The sequence below is a fragment of the Myxococcales bacterium genome, from assembly GCA_016703425.1.
Lineage (GTDB): Bacteria > Myxococcota_A > Polyangia > Polyangiales > Polyangiaceae > JADJCA01.
Window position 1 is genome coordinate 360,001 of the sequence record JADJCA010000008.1, and the last position, 18,942, is coordinate 378,942.

Here is an 18,942-nt window from a genome sequence, read left to right on the forward strand (position 1 = left end):
CGCGCACGATGGTGATCTCTGGTCCCGACGCCAAGCGTACGCGGAACGCCTGCTGCCTAAGGGAGGCGCGGCCCTCGGCCTCGACGAGGCGACCGAGCACTTCGACCGCCTCCGCGAGGCCGCCGTAGACGATGCTCACGGGACGGCGGCGTGCGTCGACCTCCACGAGGACCGGGAACCAGCGGGCGGCGCGCGGTGGCATCGGCCACCCGGCTTCGATGGCCACCGCGACTTCGCACGCCGAGAAGGCACGCTCAGGCATGACGAAGCCGGCGCGCCGCGCGAGCACGAGGACGGCGGCATAACCCTCGGAGAGGGCCCGCGCCAAGGTGCTCCGTGTCGTGCCGCGCACGACGAGCGTGCGCGTCGTGCCCATCCACGAGAGCGCGTCGAGCTGGTTGAGGATGATCCGCCAGTGCGCCGCCGCGATCTTCACGTCGAAGGGCGTCAGCCACCCGGCGTAGTCGACGGTCTCGCCTTCGGCGTCGACGAGCGCGGCCGCGATGGCGCCGGGAACGCGCGCGACGAGATCGTCCAGGATCATGGTGAACGCGCTCGGCGCCTGATCGCGCTCGGGCTTCACCGCTCGACCGGAGCGGCGCTCTCGCATGCCCGGCGCGTCACTCTGTCGCCTCACGGTCGCGTGACCTCCGACGACAGCGGCACAGACGCGAGCGCGGTCTCCAGGTACGTCTCCCGCCTCGGCGGCGTCGCGCTCTGCCGCGCTTTCACGACGGCCTCGTAGCTCCTTCGCGCACGTTGCGCGACCGCTTCGGGCCGAAACAATTCGCGCCGGCGCTCGGCAGAGACGGGCATCGCCGCGAGGCGCTCGACACACCGAATCACGTGCCAGCCGAAGGTCGTCTCTGCGACGACGCTTGTCCCGCCGACAGGAAGCGCGAAGGCCGCCGCAGCGAACGTTCCGTCCATCGCGCCGTCGTCGCCCTCGTAGCTGCGCCCATCGTGGGCGAATGCCGGCAGGCGCTCGGCCACGACCTTAAGGCCCGTCTTTTCCTGCTCAGCGGCGGCCCGCTTTGCGAGCGTGAGGAAGTCGTCGGCGGTGTTGGCCTGGAGGAGGACCTCACGAATGGCGGCTGCCGCGCGCTCCGCGCGGGCGTTGTCGGCGCTGTTTGCGGGGCGACGAACGACGAGGTGAACGACGCGGACGCGTTCCGGGACGTCTACTTCGCGCCAGTGTTTGGCGGTCAATTCGCGCAGCTCCTCGTCGGTCAGGGGCCCCTTCGCTTCAGCCGCCTCGCGGAGGCGACGCACCACCTGGCGCGCTAGCGCCGCATCGAGGTTTCGTCGCACGTCTTCGCGTAGGTCGAGGGCCTCGCTGGCGCCCACTTGAGCGAGCACCGCATCGTCGAGCAACTCTCGCAGGGCGACTTCCTTGGAGACGGCGCGCGCTCGAACGGCTGCCTCGAGCATGCCCCGTGTCACCACGTAGGTCCCGGCGCGAGCGACTTGGTCCGTGGCAGCCGGCAGCGCGAGGTCGAGGCGCGGTCGCTCGACCTCCTTGCCGCCGCACGACGCCAACGCCAGAGCAGCGAACGGCGCCACGAGGACCATCGGGCCGGTCGCGCGAGCCATCCGGCGAGCCATCCCACGACACAGCCTCATCGTTTCACGCCGGAGCGGGCGATGTGCGTGGCTCCACGAACGGCGACGGCGCCGGCGATCAACCAATAGAACCCAAGGAGGTCCTCGGAGCGCGTCAAGGCGACGCTGCCGAGCACGAACGCCACGAAGGCGCCCGCAAGCAGGGCCAGGGCCACGATGTCAAACGCGTGCATGACCGCCGGAGAATATCCGAAGGTCGGGCGCGATGTTTCCCAAAGCGCGGAGCGTCAACGCACGAAGGCGACGACGATGCCGAGTATCGCGACGAGCACGACTCCCGAAAGCGCGACGACGACGGCCCGTCGGCGCGTCGATGGCGCCGCGGCGCGACCGCGCTTGTGGCGGGCGAGTGCCACGTTCGTAACTTGCGAAACGAGCGCCACCGATGCGGCGAGCGTCACGAGCCGAACGAGCAGCGCGCGCTCGGGCACCATCGGCCCCCAGCCGACGAGCTGGAGCGCGACCGCGCACACCGCCGCCGAGAGCACGTAGTAGCGATCACCCGACGGTGACGTCGCGCGAGGTCGGAGATCGTCGGCTTCGTCGAAGCGGGGCTCGGCCGAGGAGCGCCGAAAGGTTGGGGCCGCGGACGCGTACGCGAAGAGCCCCCATCCGAGCACACCGCTGATGCCGCGCATGAGGTCGACGCGTGGCGTGGCGAGGCTCCACACGAGCGCGCTGGTGATGACCAACCCCCACACGGAGACGAGCCGCGCCGCCTTGGCTCGTCCTCGGCCCTCGAGCAGGATGGCGGCGCCGATCGTCGCAAGTCCGGACAGCGCCAGCACGCGCAGCGAAGTGGTGCCACCGCGCGCCCAAGCCACGGGGGCCACGGTCACGGCCCACGCGTACGCGGCAGGAACGCTCGCCTGCGCCACGGAGCCGATGTCAGCCACGCGCGAGATGAACGAGCGCGGCGCTTCCGGCCGCTCGGCGCTCTCCGCGGTGTCCGCATCCACCATGCCTGACCTATACAGCGCGAGCGCCGGTCATGCGAGCGGCCGACGGTTGAGCGCTGACGCCGGCACGAGGTCAGAGGGCAGCTGGGTGACGAGCTGGGTGGGCCGCTGAGAGGGCTCGCCTTGGCCTAGTCCGGCCGCCGATGGCAAACTGAGGCGGCTCCAGAGTTCGCGGTCGAGCAGCTGACTCGGGCGGACGTTGCCGAGGGCCGAAAGCATGATGGACTTGGTCCCGGGGCGCTCGCGTTCGAGGCCGTCGAGCATCCGCCCGACGACCTTGCGCTGGAGATTTTCCTGCGATCCGCACAGATCGCACGGCAGAATCGGAAACTCCATCCGCTCCGAAAAGTCACGGATGTCTTCTTCTGCGCAATAGAGCAGCGGGCGAATGACGACGTTCCTCCCGTCGTCGGCGACGAGCTTCGGCGGCATCGCGGAGAGCTGGCCAGCGAAGAGGACGTTCAACATGAATGTCTGCAGCACGTCGTCGCGATGGTGCCCGAGCGCGATCTTGGTGCACCCCTCTTCGGCTGCGATTCGGTACAAGATCCCGCGGCGAAGGCGTGAACAGAGCGAACAAGTCGTCTTGCCCTCGGGGACCTTCTCTTTGACGATCGAGTACGTGTCCTCGGCGACCATCGAGAAGTCGTAGCCCTCGCGCGCCATGTAGTCGCGGAGCAGGTGCCCCGGGTATCCCGGGTGACCCTGGTCGATGTTGACGACCTTGAGGGCAAAGCGCGCCGAGGAGCGCTTCTGCAACGCCCGGAGGATGTGGAGCAGCGTGTAGCTGTCCTTGCCGCCGCTGACGGCGACCAGCACGCGGTCGCCGTCTTCAATCATCGAAAAATCGCCGATGGCGCGCCCCACTTGGCGTGTGAGGCGCAGCTCGAGCTCGACGTTGCGGGGAGTGGGTGCGGGGCCGAGCGTCATGACGCGGGGCCTATAGCACGCTCCCTGGGGGCCGTCCGGGGGCCGGCCTCAGCCCTTGCCGGCGGCGCGCTCGACGATGGAGAGGAACGTCAGGACGCCGTGTCCCGTCGCGCCTTTGGGGTTCCAGCCGTAGACGCGCTCCGTGGACGCAGGCCCGGCCAAGTCGACGTGGACCCAGTTCTTGGTCGCGCCGATGAACTCGCGCAGGAAGAGCGCGGCCGAGATGGAGCCACCCCAGCGGTCGCCCGTGTGCTTGATGTCGGCGACGTCGCTCTTCAGTTGGTCCTTGAGCTCCTCGAGGAGGGGCATGCGCCACATTTGCTCGCCGGAGGCCTTGAGCGCGGCAGCGAACTCGCTGTTGGCCGCGTCGGTGTTTGCGTAGTAGCCGCTGCAGGTCGTGCCGAGCGCGACGACGCAGGCGCCGGTGAGCGTCGCGTTGTCGACGAGCAGGTCCCCGCCTAGTTCTCGCGCGTACGCGAGCGCGTCTGCCAGGATGAGACGGCCTTCGGCGTCGGTGTTGACGATCTCGACGGTCTTGCCGTCGAGCGAGCCCCAGATGTCACCAGGCCGGTAGGCGTTGCCGTCGGGCATGTTCTCCGCCGCGGCGAAGATGCCGTGGACAGCGACGTTGGGCTTCAGCGCGGAGACAGCCGCCATGAGGCCGACGACGTTGGCGGCGCCGGACATGTCGTGCTTCATCTCTTGCATGCCCTGCGCGGGCTTGATGCTGATGCCGCCGGTGTCGAAGGTGATGCCCTTGCCCACGAAGACGAGGGTCTTCTTGGGCTTCTTCGGCACGTAGGCGAGGTGCACGAGGCGCGGGGGATTTTCGCTGCCGCGGCCCACGGCGTCAATGAGCGACATGCCGCGTTTGACGATCTCTTTGTAGTCGAAGACTTGAACTTCGAGGCCCGTGGCCTTGGCGAGCTTCTGCGCCTCTGCCGCGAGCGCGGCCGGCGTGAGGGTGTTCGGCGGCTCGTTGGAGAGGTCGCGCGCCAGGTTCACGGCGGCGGCCACGTCCTTGCCAGTGGCCACGTCTTTCTTCGATTGAACGAGCGGCTTTTTGGAGACGATGAGAGCGACAGCCTCCAAGAGCTCCTTCGGCGCGCGGTCACCGGTCAGGTACTTGGTGAAGCGGTAGGCGCCGAGCTCGAGACCTTCGGCGATGGGGCGGAGGCGCGCGTCGAGCCCGTCGGGAAGCGCAACGACGAGCTTCTTCGCCTTCTCGGCGAGCGCCATGCGGGCCACCTTGGCCGCGAAGGTTCGGAGGTCGCCATCTTTCGCACTGGCTCGCTCGCCCAGGCCGCAGAGCACGACCTTCGGCGCCCCAGCCGCGAGCGGCTGCACGGAGACGACTTGGTCCTTCTTGCCCGTGAACTCTTCCTTCGCGAGGAGCGCTGAGAGGCTCCCGCCGAGGACCTTCTCGGCCGCCAACACGGGCGCCGGATACGTGCCCTTCTTTCCGAGGGCAAAGGCCCAAAGGCCCACGATCAAAAGATCGCCCGTTTGTTCGCCAATCGCTCCCGCATGAATCGAAATGTCGAGCGGCATCGCCTCGATCTCCTTACGCAAACGGCTCGGTCCGAGGCCGTTGGGGGGAACATACACGCCTCAGCCGAAGCGAAGCGCGGAATTCTCCACGCCCGACGAAGAGGCCGCTCAGTGGCCGCCGGCGACGGGGGCCCTTTGGCCCGCTTCCGAGGTGCGCATCATGGCGGCGCGAAAGAGCACGGGGCCAACGACTTCGTTGATCATGACGGAGCCGAGCAGGCACGCCGCGGCGCCTTCGCCCCAACCGGGGAAGGTCTTGTGAATCAGCACCGACAGGCCGATGGCGATGCCCGACTGCGAGAGCAAGCCGTAGGGGATCGTCCGGCGATGCTCGAGCGGCACGTTACCGATGGCCATCCCCACGCGTGCGCCCGCGATCATCGCGGCGGCGCGAATGACCGACAGCAAGAGCGCGATGGGCGCCACCAGGCGGAAGATGTGCCAGTGAAGACCGGCGCCGGCGACGGCGAAGAACAGGGCGAAGACCGGCACCGAGGCGATCTCCATCTCGTGAATGAGCTTCTGGCCTTCGATGTCGGTGAAGTTCTCGATGAAGAGCCCTGCCGTGAGGCACATGAGGAGCGGATCGAGATGCAGGCGCGTACCGACTTCGGCGCTGACGAAGCAAATGGCGAAGACGAAGAGCGCGATGCGCTGCCCGACGCGCTTCAGGTAAAGCCAGAAGATGAGACCGATGACGGCGCCGACAGCGATGGAGCCGAAGATGTGAACGAACAGCTCGCTCACGCCGCCGGACGTGGCCCCGCCGAAGGTCGCGCTCGCCAAAGCGGACGCGCCAGCGAACGCGAAGACGATGACCAGGTCGGCGAGGACGACGAGCCCTAGGATCGTCTCGGAGATGGGGCCAGCGGCGCCCGTCTCGCCGATGATCGCGAGCGTGACCGTTGGCGAGAGGGCCGCGAGCACGACGCCCATGAGCAGCGACACGGCGAGCCGTTCGCGCACGGACATGCCGTTCATGAAGGGCAAGAAGCTGGCGAGGCCGAACGATGTGGCGCCGATGAGCAGCACGGCGAACACGATGGAGATGGTCCCCGTCGAGAGGATCGCGCGGAGCCGTGGTCGAAGCTTGCGGATGTTCAGCTCGCTGCCGGCGGAGAGGGCGATGAGGCCGATGGCGACGTTGTTGACCAGCTTGAGGTCGCCGAGCATCCGCTCCGTGACGAAGTTCGCGACGCTCGGCCACGCCAAAAATCCGCACGCGAGGTAGCCGGTGAGCTTGGGCATGCGCAAGCCGCCGACGATGGTCCCCGCTTGCAGTGCGGCAAGCAGCACGAAGCCGAACGCGAGCGCCGCCCCGGAGCCAACGAGCGAGGTCTCTTGCGGCAAGAAGGACCGAGCCGCCGCGATGAGCACGAGGACGAGGCCTAAGAGGAAGATGGCGCGCGGCATCAGTGGCTCTCCCGGGATTGGAGGGATGCGATGGATGCGACGGACTTGAGCCACCCGGCGGCGGCAACGAGAAGTGGGCCGCGCTCGGCGTGTCGAAGCGCAGGTCGCCGCGCATGCGGACGATGACTTGAATGGTGACCTCCGTGAGAACAGCGCCGCCGATGGTGGCCGTCATGAGCCACGGCATCGTCGACGCCGCTCCGTCGTTGGGCTGATAGAGCGTCGCGTAGCTAACGATGGTGACTATCGTGATGGGCGCCTGAGGCGATAGCGCGAGGCCCAGCGTCGTCGGATCGGGGAGCGCTTCGGGTCCCACTGACTTGGCGACGTGCGCTCCCACGAGCTTGCCACCAACGCGCGCGAGCACGAAGACCGGAACGAGGAGCCACCCCTGCCACGCCGTGGGATCCCAGAGCGCGCCCGCGATGAGGAGGAAGATCATGTAGAGCGGGCGCTCGATCTCGGTGATGCTCGCTCGCAGTTGGGCGATGTGTTTGAACGGGAGATTGACGAGCAGCGCGCCGGCGATGGCACATGTGACGATGGGCGAAATCGCGAGGTAGCCGCTCATCCCTGCCGACAGGCCCACGGCGCCGATGAGGAGGCTGAAGCGCTCCGTGGGGCTCTTGGCGCCGCGCAGCAGCACGTACGTGAGCAAGCCGAAGAGCCCCCCCATACCGAGGGTGACGAAGAGCCACGCGATATGCGGCAGCTTCCAGGCGGCGACGGCATCGGTTGGGCGAAAGAACGCGCAGATGACGGCGAGGACGAAGGCGCCGCCGGCGTCGTCGAGGCGCGCGATGTGCGCCACGATGCGCGCCGAGAGCGAACCGGTGCTGCCAGCGATGGCGACGGCGGCGACGGGCGCCGCTTGCGTCGCGCACGCGCCCAGCGCGAGGGCGTCGCGCAGCGCCGGCCGCTGCGAAAGGCCCGCGAGGGCGTCTCGCGCCGTCTCGAACTGTGAAAGCGACCACGACGGATCGAGGGCGAAGAGAACCGCCGCGCAGGCCACCGTCGTGGTCGCGAGGGGCAGCGCCGTCTCCGCGAAGAGAACGGCTCCCGTCTTCTCGGGCAGCGTGTCGAGCTCGCGGACATCGAACTGCAGGCCCATGGCGAAGCCCATGAGGCCGAAGGCAAACTCGAGCGCCGGCCTGAGGTCGTTAAGTACAGCGTCCGTGAGCACGCCGACCTTTGGGTGCCTAAAGATCAACCCAAGGATCAGAAACGGAATCCCGCTCGACACGAGCACGGTGAGCCCAAAGCGCCGCTCGAGGCGCCGGACCACGGGGTGCGCCGCGGCGACGGCGAGCGCCGTGGCGCCGGCCAATCCCACGACGACGCGAAGAAGAACCGCTTGCCGCGAGCCGTCGGCGGCGGGCTCGTTCGCGAAGGCGAGAAGGGGCCACAAGAGGCACGCCCCGGCGAGGAGCGAACCGAAGATCCGCCTCTGATTCCCTCGCGCCATCGGATCGGAGTATCGCCGAGCGCGCTCGCTGGGGTGGGGAAAAGATCGGCGCGGCACGGCGAGCAGAAGCGGCGCGAGCGCTGCGAAGCTGAAGCACTCGGCAAAACCCTGTAGAGTGCTGCCGATGCGGGTAGCCCGCGCGACCTCCCTCCGCGCTCTTGTCGTGCTTGTCGCCGCGTCGACCCTGGCGTGTGGTGACCCGCATGTGTCGCTCGCCACGGGACCGCGCGAATACGTGGCCGGCGACTACTCCGACGTGCTCCAACGATGGACGCGGACGAGCAACCTCGTATCGCTCTCGCGCTTCGACGACCTCCTCACGGTGACGTCAACCTACGAGTCCTGGGACTTTCGTTGGGCCTACGTGATTCGTTACGCCAACGACTATCGCCTCACCGTCGATCAGCGACGGAAGCTCCTGCAGGCGACGCTCGACGAGACGCGCGAAGCGCACCAATTCTACGTGGCGCTGTACGGCTCGAACCGGCGCTGGACCGACCTGACGAAGCCGAACAGCTCGTGGATCGTGCGGCTCATCGATGACCAAGGCAACGAGACGGCCCCGGCCAAGATCGACGCCATCGCGAAGCCCGGTGCGCTGGAGCGGACGTATTTTCCGTACACGACACCGTGGCGGCAAGCGTTTCGGGTCAGGTTCCCCGCGCAGACCGACGGCCGGCCAAGCATCTCGATGACGGCGAAGTGGTTCGGTCTTCGCTTTGCCGGCGCCGAAGGCAACGAGGAGCTCCGCTGGGAGGTGGAGTCGGCGGCGAAGGGCGCGGCGGGCGAGCTTCGGCGGTGACAGCGCTCGCCGGAACGCGGGCTACCGCAGCGTCGAGCTCACATGCCCGCCAGGATCTCGAGTAGCGGAGGACAGGTCACCATGAGCTCTTGGGTCGTCCTGCGATCCGCGAAGAGGACCACTGCGCCGTCCCGAGGAGCGCGCACCGCGTGCGGGGCCGACCCGGCTCCGAGGACCTCGGTGGGAAAGACGAAGTCGCCGACGATGACGTCGGACACAACCTCGGCCCCATCGACGAGCTCGAGGCCGCCCACGCCGACAACGTAGAGGCCCGGCACGGTCTCTCCCTTTTTGAGGAGCGTCTCGCCGGGCGCCAGCGCCCTCGAGGTCATGCCGCGAACGACCTCGTTGCGCAGCGACGCATCCATGCGGTCCGCCAGGGGACCGGAGGTGATGCCCACGAGTGCTTGAATGCGATCGGTGGCGATGCGGAGGTCGTCCTCGACCCAAGGGCATGCGCGAAACGCCGCCTCGACGGGCGGGCCCGGCCACGTTGCCACCCGGGCGACCTTTGACCGGCACACAAGCCGGAGCTCGAAACCCTTCTCGTTAGTCCCACGGCCGCGGAGCACCGTTCCGGAAGGGAGGCGCTCGTGAGCGTCGAGAACCGTCGCGACGACATCGACGTCGCCGGTCACGACGAGGGCGAGGGCAAAGTTTGCGATTTCGTCGTCTTCCGAAAGGTCGTGAAGCGTCGCCTTGGACGCGAAGAGATCGCGCTCCTCTTCTGGGATGTCGTTGAGAGCGTCGACCCCTTCGAGGTCGACGATGTCTTTGCCCCCCTTCTTGTGGACGTCGACGGGACGGCTCGTGGGGCGTCCCTCGCGTTGGGGCATGGCCGCTACCACATCGGGATCGGCGGCGAGGTCCGAGAGGTCCTCGTTGGCGGGCGTGAGCGGGATGTTGGTCGTGAGCGTCCCGCTATCGAAAGCCACCGAACCGTCTTCGATGATCTCTCGGCCCGATGCCGGGGGTGGTCGCGTGGAGGCGCCGCGCCGTCCCCGCGCCTGCGTCTCCGTCGCGCTCTCAGGCGTGTCGTAGAGCGCGGCGAGCGTCGCGAGCCCAGCTCGATCGTGCACCATCGTCTCCACCGAGTCCTCAAGCGCCACGACATGCGCGGCCAGCGACGACTCAGTTTCATCGGGCGGCGTGATGGGCGTTGCGAGCCTTTGCGTGGCGCTATCGCCGAGACCGCCGCCAGCAGGCGGAAGGTGAATGGTCTGTGAATCGGCGAGCGGCGGGGGAATCGTGACGAGATCCGCGTCGCCGAGTTCCACGGAGTTTGACGGCGGATTTTCCCTCGCGACGGGCCGCGGCGGCGGGCCTGGGCGGCGCGGCGGAATGGGCGGGAGACCGGCTTTCGGCGGCGGCGGCGGCGGGCGCGGCGACGGCGCAGCGGCTCCGCGCGGACGCACCTTGAGGTTCGCGCTCGTGACGACGTCGTCGTCTTCGTCGTAGCCGTCGTTGGGCACCGCGTTCGGCGCCGCGTTTGGCCCGAGCGGGAGCACGTTCTTGCCGACGCGCTCGCCAATGGCCGTCACCGTTTCCGTCAGCTCCTCCTGATCGTCGAGGAGGGGCCGGTCGATGATATCGGGGCCGCGACGCAGCTCGCGCGTCTCCTCGTCGGTCCACGGATGCAAGAGGCCCGCGCCGGGCTCTCGTCCTTGTGCCGGCGGCGGCCCCGCCGACGCATTGAGGAGCTCTTCGATGGAGTCGTGCAGTTGCGCCGCCGGCTGGCTCGGCGCTCCGCCAGCGCTCGGCTGCCCGGTGAGCCACTCGGCGAGGTCGACGGCGGAACGTGCCAGGGTGAGGGCACGTGTGTTGTCACTGGCGTCGCCGGCAGCTTGCGCCGCGCGACGAAGCCAAACGATCGCGTCGACGCGTTCGTTGCGAAGCCAAAGTGCTTCCGCCGTCTGGAGAGCCCAGGCGACGTCTTCACTATCGGTGTCGAGGACGGGGGGGATCCCGCGCATGAAAACCGCGAATGCGAAACGATCGATGTCAGCGCCGGCGCTCAGTCGCCTAGCTCTGCCACTCTACCATCGTCAGCGGCAACGATGAGACCACCATCGCTCGCGAGGGTGACGGGTGCGTCGACGTCGGCTCCGCGGTCGACGCGAAATCGCACTCGACCACCTCGCTCGATGGCGTAGACCGCGTCGTCCTGGGCGCCAAAAACCAGGGTTCCCTCGCTGTCCTCGAGGGCACCGCCGTGGACGCCAAACTCGCGCGAAGACGGTCCCGGGACGCGGAAGGCGCCGACGACCGCGCCGCGTACGAGGCGGAGCAAACCCGCGCGCGGACCGTAAACCCCGACGAGGAGGCCGCCATCGCGGGCAACGGAGATGGCGCCGCGCACATGCCCGCCCACGTCCGTACGCGCGACGACGGAGCCGTCGCCGGGGCGCAGCCGAAACACGGCGCCTCCATCGGTTCCGAAATAGACGTCGCCATCGTCGGCGACGGCTGGGCCCCCGTCGACGTCAGCGCCGAGGTCGACCGACCATTTGAGGCGGCCGTCAGGCGAGACGGCGTAGGCGTGGCGATCCTGACTGCCGAAGTAGATCGTCTGATCGGCGGCGATGGCCGGCGCGGTGAAGATCTTCTTTTTCGCACGGTATCGAGCGCTCACGACGCCGCTCGTCGAGACGACGTAGAGAACCGGGCCGGCAGCGAAGGCGAGTCGGCCGCCGTCCACAAACGCCGGCGCCACGTCGGCCTCCCCTTCCACGTCGAGCTTCCACGCGATGCTGCCGCTCTTTGCGACGGCGACCATGCGTTTGGCATCACAACCAACGTAGACCGTGCCGTCGTCGCCCACGAGCGGCGTCCCGTAGGCCTTCGCCCCGAGCGCCACCTTGCGCTGAATGGCGCCACGGCGATCGACGGCCAAGAGCGTGCCATCGAGCGCGAGCACGTGGACGGTCTTCTCATCGTTCGAGAGCACCGGTTGCGCGACGACGGGCGCACCGAGGGCAATGGACCAGCGCTCCCTCGGCGCTCTTGCGACGACGCCGGGAGCGCGGTGCGTGCGAGCGCGGTCACCGTGGAACGTCGTCGACGCGTGGGCGTTGACGACACCTGCGCCGAGCGGCTCAAGCGTGCCCAAGGCCGCCTCGGCCGACAGCGCGGGCGATGCCAAGGGAACCGCCACCGGCGCGCCAAGGCCGACAACGGAGGGGCGACGGGCGCGTGTGAACACGAGAAGCGCGCCGACGACGACCAAGATCGCGATCGGCAGCCTCTGCAAGCGTGCCGTTAGGGGGCTGAAGCGGCTCCGCGAGCGTCGCGCCCCCTCTGCGCGCTCCTCCGTGCGCTCCTCGGTCAAGCGGGCCTTCAGCGCGCGCGCCGTCGCGCGACCTTGAGGCGCTGCTCGGATTGCCGCTGGTGGCGGGCTTCGTCAACGCCGAGACGGTGCGGCTCCTCGCCGGGCATGCGGCGCGCGAGGAAGCCAATGAGCTGAAGGCCTGCCGTGCGGGTGGCTTCAGGCACCGGGACCTCGCGGAGGAGGTTCGAGATGTCCTCGATCATGCGTGCCCGTGCGCTCTCGTCAGCCACCCATGTCCTCCGTACAGCCGGCATATGCAGAAGCAGACTCCACGCACTTTGCAAGAGAAATAAGGCGCCGCCCCTCGGCGCCCCGCGTTGAACGCCGCAACCGCAAACGATTTCCGTGAGTTAAGTCAGATGGGATCAATCAATACTTCTCGATCTTTGGCGCCGTTCGCAGGCCCCACGAGCCCCCGCCGCTCCATCATTTCGACAATCCGGGCGGCACGGTTGTAGCCGAGGCCTAGTTTGCGCTGCAGCCACGACGTGGAGCACCGGCGCGTGTCGGCGACGAGGCGAACCGCGTCGTCGTAGAGCGGATCTTGTTCGGCATCGTCCTCGGCATCCGCGGCACCGTCCTCGTCGCGCGGCTTGAGGATGTTCTCGTCGTAGACCGGCTCGCCCTGCTTGCGGAGGAAGTCGGTCACGAGCTGGACCTCTTCCTCGCTGATCATCGGGCACTGGACGCGCTTGGTCTCGTTGGTCCCGTTTAGCTTGATGAGCATGTCGCCGCGACCGAGCAGGTGCTCGGCGCCTTGTTCATCGAGGATCGTCCGCGAGTCGACCTTCTGGGCGACGCGGTATGCGATGCGTGTCGGGAAGTTCGCCTTGATCATGCCCGTGATGACGTCGACGCTCGGTCGCTGCGTCGCGAGGATGACGTGCATGCCAGCGGCGCGCGCCTTTTGGGCGAGGCGGGCGACGGCGGCCTCGACCTCTTTCCCCTGCTGCATCATGAGGTCGGCAAACTCGTCGACGACGATGACGATGAAGGGCAGGCGCTCGGGGAGCGGCGCGGTCCCCTCTTCGCCGGCTTGCGGCGGGAGCTCCTCCGGTAGACCGTTATGGTCCTTCGCCGTCACAGTCCTCGGCAAGGGGTTCTTGATCTCCCCGCGGATGACCCGGTCGACCCAGTTGTTGAAGGTGCCGATGTTCTTGGTGCCGGCGTCGGCGAAGAGCTGGTAGCGGCGCTCCATTTCGTCGACGGCCCATTTGAGGGCGTTGGACGCCTGCTTCATGTCCGTCACGACGGGCAAGAGCATGTGCGGGATGCGGTCGAAGGGAGCGAGCTCGACGACCTTGGGATCGATCATGAGGAGCCGAAGCTCCTCGGGCGTGCGCCGGAAGAGCAGCGAGGTGAGCATCACGTTGAGACCGACGCTCTTGCCGGCGCCGGTCGCGCCGGCGACGATGACGTGCGGCATGCTCGCGAGGTCGGCGTAGACGGGAGCACCGACGATGTCGCGGCCCAAGACGACGGGCAGCGGCGCGTCGAGCGTTTGGAAGCGACGATCCTCGATGAGGTCGCGAAGGGACACGGGGATGCGGCGCTCGTTTGGCAACTCGAAGCCGATGCGGTTCTTGCCGGGGATGGGCGCCACAATGCGCACCTTGCGCGCGAGCGCCAAGGCGAGGTCGTCGGCGAGCGAGGCGACCTTGGAGACCTTCGTCCCGGCGGCCGGAGAGACCTCGAAGGTGGTGACCGTGGGCCCTGGGAGGATGTCTTCGACCTTGCCGCTGACGCCGTAGTCGGAGAGCGTCTTGACGAGCAGCTCGGCGTTCTTGAAGAGCGCGTCCTTGTCCACGACGGCTGCCGAATCAACCTTGGCGGCGACCAAGAAGTCCATCTTCGGCAGCTCAAAGCTCGTCGGCGCTTGAGGCCGTGCACGCTCGCGCTCTCGAACGGCCTCCTTTTGCAGGACGCTCGAGGTGTCGACGATGGTCGGCTCCTTGAGCTTCTTCTTCGGGCGCGTGCCCGGCGCGCCGACACCGGCGTCGGCGGTGGCGTCGGCAACGTCGTCGTTGTCGGCTGCCTCCTCGGGCACCGCACACGATGCGTCCGGCGTTTCGGCCTGGGAGAGCGAAACGTCGTCCACGTCAGCGACCGCCGCCCCAGCGTCGTCGCCTTCACCGACGGGCGCCGGCAACGAGAGTTGTTTCGCCTTGCGGCGCCGCTTGCTCGCGTCCTCGTCCCTGGAGGGCTCGGCCTCCGCCGAGGATTCGGATGAGACGCCTTCCGGCTCGCCGTCTTCGACCGAAGCGCCTTGCGCCTTGGCACGGCGTCGCGCCTTCGCTCGCTCCGCCGCGTCGCCGAGCGCCACGGTGGTGGCCCCGCCAGAGGCGGAGCCCGCTTCGCGCGCATCGGCCTTGCGAAGGCGGCGTTGTGACACGTCGGGAACCTCTTCGTCGCCCTCGAGCGCCGCGGCGAGAGCGTCGTCCTCGGGCAGGACGGCGATGGTCGCGGCGACGTCTTTCTGGAGAGCGATCCGCGGCTCGGCGTCTTTCCGCTCCTGCTCGGCGCGCTCGCGCTCGATCTCGCGGGCCGTGCGCCAGGCCTCGGCGACGCTGCGCGCGCCAGCCGCGGTGCCGCGGGCGCCGCGCGCGCCAAAGTCGGCGACGAAGCGCATGAGCGCAATAAACGAGAACGCGGCGCGGCCGATCAAGATGAGGCCGAAAGTCGCGAAGCCGACGATGAAGCTTCCGACGGTAGAGAACAGGGAGCGAGCGAGCTCACCGAAGAGCTCTCCGACCACACCTGCAGCGGCGGCGCTGCCGAAGGCGCGCAAGCCCGGCCAGCCCACCTGCAAGAGCGCCGACGCCGTCAGCACGATCAGCAAGTCGCCAGCGAAGCGCGCCGGCGTGAGCGTGCTGGGTTTTGAGCGCACGAGGGGAATGCCCAGCAGCGCCGCCTCGAGCGGGAGCGCCCAGGCGACGAGGCCGATGGCGCCCACGAGCGCCTTCGCGATGACTTCGCCAACGGGCCCGACCCAATTCGGTCCGTAGCTCGTGCTCTGCGCCGGGTCCCCTTGAAACGAGGCGAGCGCCAGCGACACGAACAAGGCCGCGGTCCACAGGAGGAGTGCGATGGCCTCGCGGCCACGGGCGTGCGACGGCGCGGCGTTGGGCCCGACGACCGCACGCAAACGCGAGCGCATCTCCGACGGCGCCAGTCGAACGTTCGACGGCAGGTTGCGCGCGGGAACCGCGGCGGACCGCTCGACCTCGGGAACGCTTTCCTGGGCGTCACCATCGGTCGTGCGACGAGGAGCAAAGAGGGGGAGCGCCATTGCGTACGTTATCCTACATAGGCGCCCGTGCGAGGGGAGGCCAAGTTTGGTTGCGAGGCTCCTCACGAGGGCCGCGGTGGAGGTCGTGGGAAGCTTGGGAAAGAACGCGAGGCGGCGTAGGATGGCGCGTCGGGTCTTCGGGCCCCTGCTTTTGTTGGATGCTTGTTGGATTGGTGGAGCGCTGACGCCCGCGCGATGGCGGGGCATGAGGGCTCATCCACCCGCGCGCGATGAAAAGACGCGGGATGAACCGTGTGCCGTACACTTCGAGAGGGTCCGAGGGACCGGGAACGACCATGATCATCGACAAACGGAGCACGCGAACGGTTGCGTTCGCCCTCGTCCTGGGACTCTCTTCGCTCGGCATCGGCGGGTGCGCCGTCAGCGAGAACGATGTCCACCGTTGGGAAACAACGGAGCAAGGACCGCGAAAGCTCTACGCCGTCGTCACCCACGAGAAATTCGCTTGGCCGCTGCGCGTCGAAGCGGCGCTGTCGTTGATTCGGATGAAGCCGCGGCACGGAAAAAACTGGGGCATCCCGTACCTCGTGGAAGGGTTCAAGGACGAGGGCGGCGAGGTCAAGGAAGGCGCCATTGTTGCCCTCCAGCCGGACACGCGGAAGAAGCTCCTGGAGGCCATGGCGCCGGAGCTCGTGAAGCAGATCAAGACGCCTCCGCCGGCCAAGAACCCGGACGGGACGCGCCCGCCCGATCCGTCGACCCCCTTTAAGGACGCAGCCTTCGCGGTTCTCTCTCACGACCCGCCGCTGGTGACCGACGAGAAGGTCCGGAGCGAGCTGGCGGCGGCCATCACCTATTGGACGCAGGCCGACTTCGAGGCCCGCATCGACTACACGGCGCAACAGTTTGGCGTCGAACAGGTGCTGCGGTTCTTGGGCGCGCCGGCCGTCAAGGCGCTACCCGGAATGATCACCGAGACGTCGAGCAAGATTGACCGCCTCGCGCTCCTCATCGCCGAGATCGGTGATCCGGAAACGAAGCTGAAGGCGTCGGCAGCCATCGTGGCGCTCGCGCAGAAGCTCGACTCCAACGAGTGGATCGAGAAGCAGAAACCCTTGGTCGCCGATGCGAACAAGCGCGGCGGGATCAAGACCACGCCGGAGCAGCTCGCGCAACAAGTCGCCAAGTATCAGGAGCAAGAGCTCATCCGAGTCTTCGGGGGAATGAAGCGCATCGGGGGGCGGCCGACGATCGACTATCTGCTCAAGTACGCCAGCGACAAGAACAACAGCGAAGAGCGCCGAAAGGCCGCCCTCGCGGCCCTCGAAGGCCGCGTCGACAAGAGCAACAAGGGCGACATCGACAAGCTCTTTGCCTTGGCGAAAGACGACGCGACGCCTGACTCCGTTCGTGACCTTGTCTTCGGCCGCCTCGGCGAGCTTCCCAAGGAGATGGTCACGACGCGGCTCTACGAGCTCTTTGATTCGAGCGCCAAGTGGAAGGTTCGCTGGGTCGCCGCTTCGCTGGCGCTCAAGACGATCACCACGAAGGAGCTTGACACCTTCATGAGCAAGCTCCCGAAGGTGCCGACGCAGAAGATGAGCCTCACGGAGACCGTCTCCTACGGCGGCTCGATCCAGAAGCTAGAGGGCCCGAAGAAGGCGCGTGACGTCATCGCGCCCTATCTCGACTCGAAAGACATGGGAGCGCGGCTCGTGGCGCTCGGGTTCTTCTACGGCGGCAAGAAGGCCGACATCCCCGTCGTCCAGCGACACGAGGCGGACACGATGTTGATCCCGAAGTGCGAAGCGGCTGACGAATGCGGCTGGTCCTGCGACGTGCCCAAGCCGGGCACTCAGGAGCGGGAGTCGAAGGAGATCAAGACCGTCGGCGAGTTCGCCAAATTCTGCGTTATCCCATCGATGACGGAGTGACGGCAAGCAGGGCGGCCCTGGCGTGTCGGCTCGCGCGACGCGCGGGCTTCTGAGGAGTGTCTTTGACGATGAGCTCGGATCCGAACAAGAAAAGCGCACGAACGTTCCAGTGCCGCGACGTCCTGTGGGAGACGTTCGAGCAGATGGCGCGTGAGCTCGAGTGCAGCGTCGACTACCTCATCAACGAGGCGATGAAGCAATACGCGCGTCAGCGGAGCTACGGCACGCGAACGCCGTTTCCTGGAGGCCCCGATCGGCAACCGGGCACCTTTCCGCCGCCGTCGGTGCCGTCGTCGGCGCCGCGCACCGGACCGCCGCCGCCGGTTCGCAGCGGCGGCATGCCCGGACCAAGCGCGGGGCCCGCACCGATGTCGGGAGCCATGAACCGTGCTCCCCTGCCGGCGCCGCCGCCGCGGATGGGCGGCATGGGGACGTCGCCTCCGATGGGCAGCAGCGGCGGTGGGCTGCCCGCGCCTCCGCCGCGTTCAGTGGGCGGCCTGGGGCTGCCGCCCGTTCCACCACGAAGCGTTCCGCCGGTGCCACCGCGGAGCGTGCCGCCGCCGATTCCCCGCAGCGGCGGAATGCCGACGCCAGGCCCCAATGGCTTTGAGCCCCCGCCGCCGGCGCCGTCGCCCTCGCCGCAGGGCGGGATGCTCGCGCTCGTCTACAACGGCGAGCGCCAGACCGTGTCCAAGGATCGCTTCGTCATCGGACGCGGGAAGCAGTCGAGCGATCTGACGCTCAAGGACCCCAACGTGTCGCGACAGCACGCGATGGTGGAGTTCCAGAACGGCCTCTATTTCATGGTCGATATGGGCTCGACCAACGGCATCGAATTCAACGGGCAACGAATCGCCCGCAAGCAGATCAACGAAGGCGATGTCTTCCGCATCTGCGATCACGACATTCTCTGCACGTATCGCTGAGCGCGATAAAGCTCGAACTCGGTTCGTCCGGATGATCGGCTTCTCCCTCCCCTGCTCGTCGGGCGACGACGTGGCGCGTGTCGTTCGAGCCCTCGGCTCGCACCGGTACGTCGTCGGCCGACTCCTCGAGGTGCACGCGGCCGCCTTCGATGCCGCCAGCGCGACCTCCCTCGGGGAGCACGAAGGCCCCCTGGGCGACGCGATTCGCTGGGCGCACGAGACCCTTCGCAACCCCGCGATCGACAGCGGGTCACGCGATCCCGCGCTGCTTCGCGCATCGTCGGAGAAGGAGGTCGCCGCGCTCCTGTCCGTCATCTGGGGCCCCGAGCGAAAGCGAGCCGCCGCCCGCCTCGTGAGCTTCCTGGCGCGACACGACATCAACGAGTCGGTCGGCTCACGGCCCTTCGACGAGGCGTCCGAAGGCGACATGTTCCCCGTGCTCGTCGACGCTGGCTGGGAACTCTTGCCGCTCGACGAGCTAGACCCGGAACGACACCGGGGTGCCATCGAGTCCTTCGGCGAAGGCATCGCCTACGCGTCGGCGCGCTTTGAGGAGTCCGCGCGCGTTCCCCGTCAGGCAACGCTCCACGAGCTGTCGGCCATGGGCCCCGTCGAGTTTCTCTACGGGGTCGACGACTCCGGGAGCCTCGTCGAACCGCTGGTGCTCTGGTCAGAAGGCAACGCGACGTACCTCGACTACGTGCTGCGCGGCGTTCTCCGTGCCGCAAGGCTCGAATAACGAACCGCCGTTGGGCGCCGGT

General features: G+C 68.0%; 16 protein-coding genes (1 of these 16 only partly in view). 5 read left to right on the forward strand and 11 right to left on the reverse strand.

Annotation, left to right across the window (positions count from 1 at the left end; genetic code table 11):
• The 7 genes from IPG50_16530 to IPG50_16560 all read right to left on the reverse strand — a co-directional run.
• Positions 1-610 carry the 5' portion of a hypothetical protein gene (locus IPG50_16530; GenBank protein MBK6693790.1) on the reverse strand. The gene continues 38 nt to the left of window position 1, outside the view, so 610 of the gene's 648 nt are visible here — the first part of the coding sequence; its start codon is at positions 608-610; its stop codon lies off the left edge, out of view.
• A 23-nt stretch (positions 611-633) separates the two neighbouring features.
• Positions 634-1,593 carry a peptidyl-prolyl cis-trans isomerase gene (locus IPG50_16535; GenBank protein MBK6693791.1) on the reverse strand — a complete coding sequence of 320 codons (960 nt, stop codon included), beginning with the start codon at positions 1,591-1,593 and terminating at the stop codon, positions 634-636.
• A gap of 26 nt (positions 1,594-1,619) precedes the next feature.
• The gene (locus IPG50_16540) at positions 1,620-1,796 is read right to left on the reverse strand and encodes a hypothetical protein (GenBank protein ID MBK6693792.1); all 177 of its coding nucleotides are present in this window, start codon (positions 1,794-1,796) and stop codon (positions 1,620-1,622) included.
• A 54-nt stretch (positions 1,797-1,850) separates the two neighbouring features.
• Positions 1,851-2,585 carry a hypothetical protein gene (locus IPG50_16545; GenBank protein MBK6693793.1) on the reverse strand — a complete coding sequence of 245 codons (735 nt, stop codon included), beginning with the start codon at positions 2,583-2,585 and terminating at the stop codon, positions 1,851-1,853.
• 27 nt (positions 2,586-2,612) lie between these two features.
• Positions 2,613-3,512 carry a tRNA 2-thiocytidine(32) synthetase TtcA gene (gene ttcA / locus IPG50_16550; protein MBK6693794.1) on the reverse strand — a complete coding sequence of 300 codons (900 nt, stop codon included), beginning with the start codon at positions 3,510-3,512 and terminating at the stop codon, positions 2,613-2,615.
• Between the two features lie 48 nt (positions 3,513-3,560).
• A complete protein-coding gene (locus tag IPG50_16555) occupies positions 3,561-5,063 on the reverse strand; it encodes a leucyl aminopeptidase (GenBank protein MBK6693795.1) in 1,503 nt (500 codons plus the stop codon).
• 108 nt (positions 5,064-5,171) lie between these two features.
• Positions 5,172-6,476, reverse strand: a complete 1,305-nt coding sequence (locus IPG50_16560; GenBank protein ID MBK6693796.1) for a cation:proton antiporter — start codon at positions 6,474-6,476, stop codon at positions 5,172-5,174.
• A gap of 703 nt (positions 6,477-7,179) precedes the next feature.
• Between IPG50_16560 and IPG50_16565 the strand changes: the two genes are divergently transcribed.
• Both IPG50_16565 and IPG50_16570 read left to right on the forward strand, forming a co-directional pair.
• Complete coding sequence (locus tag IPG50_16565; GenBank protein MBK6693797.1) at positions 7,180-7,440, forward strand: hypothetical protein; 261 nt, start codon at positions 7,180-7,182, stop codon at positions 7,438-7,440.
• A 625-nt stretch (positions 7,441-8,065) separates the two neighbouring features.
• The gene (locus tag IPG50_16570) at positions 8,066-8,743 is read left to right on the forward strand and encodes a hypothetical protein (GenBank protein MBK6693798.1); all 678 of its coding nucleotides are present in this window, start codon (positions 8,066-8,068) and stop codon (positions 8,741-8,743) included.
• Between the two features lie 38 nt (positions 8,744-8,781).
• Here IPG50_16570 and IPG50_16575 read toward each other — a convergent pair whose 3' ends face one another.
• The 4 genes from IPG50_16575 to IPG50_16590 all read right to left on the reverse strand — a co-directional run bounded on the left by IPG50_16575 (position 8,782) and on the right by IPG50_16590 (position 15,426).
• Positions 8,782-10,716 carry a cyclic nucleotide-binding domain-containing protein gene (locus tag IPG50_16575; protein ID MBK6693799.1) on the reverse strand — a complete coding sequence of 645 codons (1,935 nt, stop codon included), beginning with the start codon at positions 10,714-10,716 and terminating at the stop codon, positions 8,782-8,784.
• 41 nt (positions 10,717-10,757) lie between these two features.
• Positions 10,758-11,993 carry a PQQ-like beta-propeller repeat protein gene (locus IPG50_16580; GenBank protein ID MBK6693800.1) on the reverse strand — a complete coding sequence of 412 codons (1,236 nt, stop codon included), beginning with the start codon at positions 11,991-11,993 and terminating at the stop codon, positions 10,758-10,760.
• Between the two features lie 86 nt (positions 11,994-12,079).
• On the reverse strand, positions 12,080-12,301 hold the full coding sequence (locus IPG50_16585) for a hypothetical protein (protein MBK6693801.1): 222 nt from the start codon (positions 12,299-12,301) through the stop codon (positions 12,080-12,082).
• A 125-nt stretch (positions 12,302-12,426) separates the two neighbouring features.
• The gene (locus IPG50_16590) at positions 12,427-15,426 is read right to left on the reverse strand and encodes a DNA translocase FtsK (GenBank protein ID MBK6693802.1); all 3,000 of its coding nucleotides are present in this window, start codon (positions 15,424-15,426) and stop codon (positions 12,427-12,429) included.
• Positions 15,427-15,656: 230 nt separating this feature from the next.
• Here IPG50_16590 and IPG50_16595 point away from each other — a divergent pair, with 230 nt between their 5' ends.
• From IPG50_16595 to IPG50_16605, 3 genes are all read left to right on the forward strand, one after another.
• Positions 15,657-17,255 carry a hypothetical protein gene (locus IPG50_16595; protein ID MBK6693803.1) on the forward strand — a complete coding sequence of 533 codons (1,599 nt, stop codon included), beginning with the start codon at positions 15,657-15,659 and terminating at the stop codon, positions 17,253-17,255.
• Between the two features lie 68 nt (positions 17,256-17,323).
• The gene (locus IPG50_16600; GenBank protein ID MBK6693804.1) at positions 17,324-18,181 is read left to right on the forward strand and encodes an FHA domain-containing protein; all 858 of its coding nucleotides are present in this window, start codon (positions 17,324-17,326) and stop codon (positions 18,179-18,181) included.
• A 31-nt stretch (positions 18,182-18,212) separates the two neighbouring features.
• Positions 18,213-18,920, forward strand: coding sequence for a hypothetical protein (locus tag IPG50_16605; protein MBK6693805.1), 708 nt, complete (start codon positions 18,213-18,215; stop codon positions 18,918-18,920).
• Positions 18,921-18,942 lie beyond the last annotated feature (22 nt).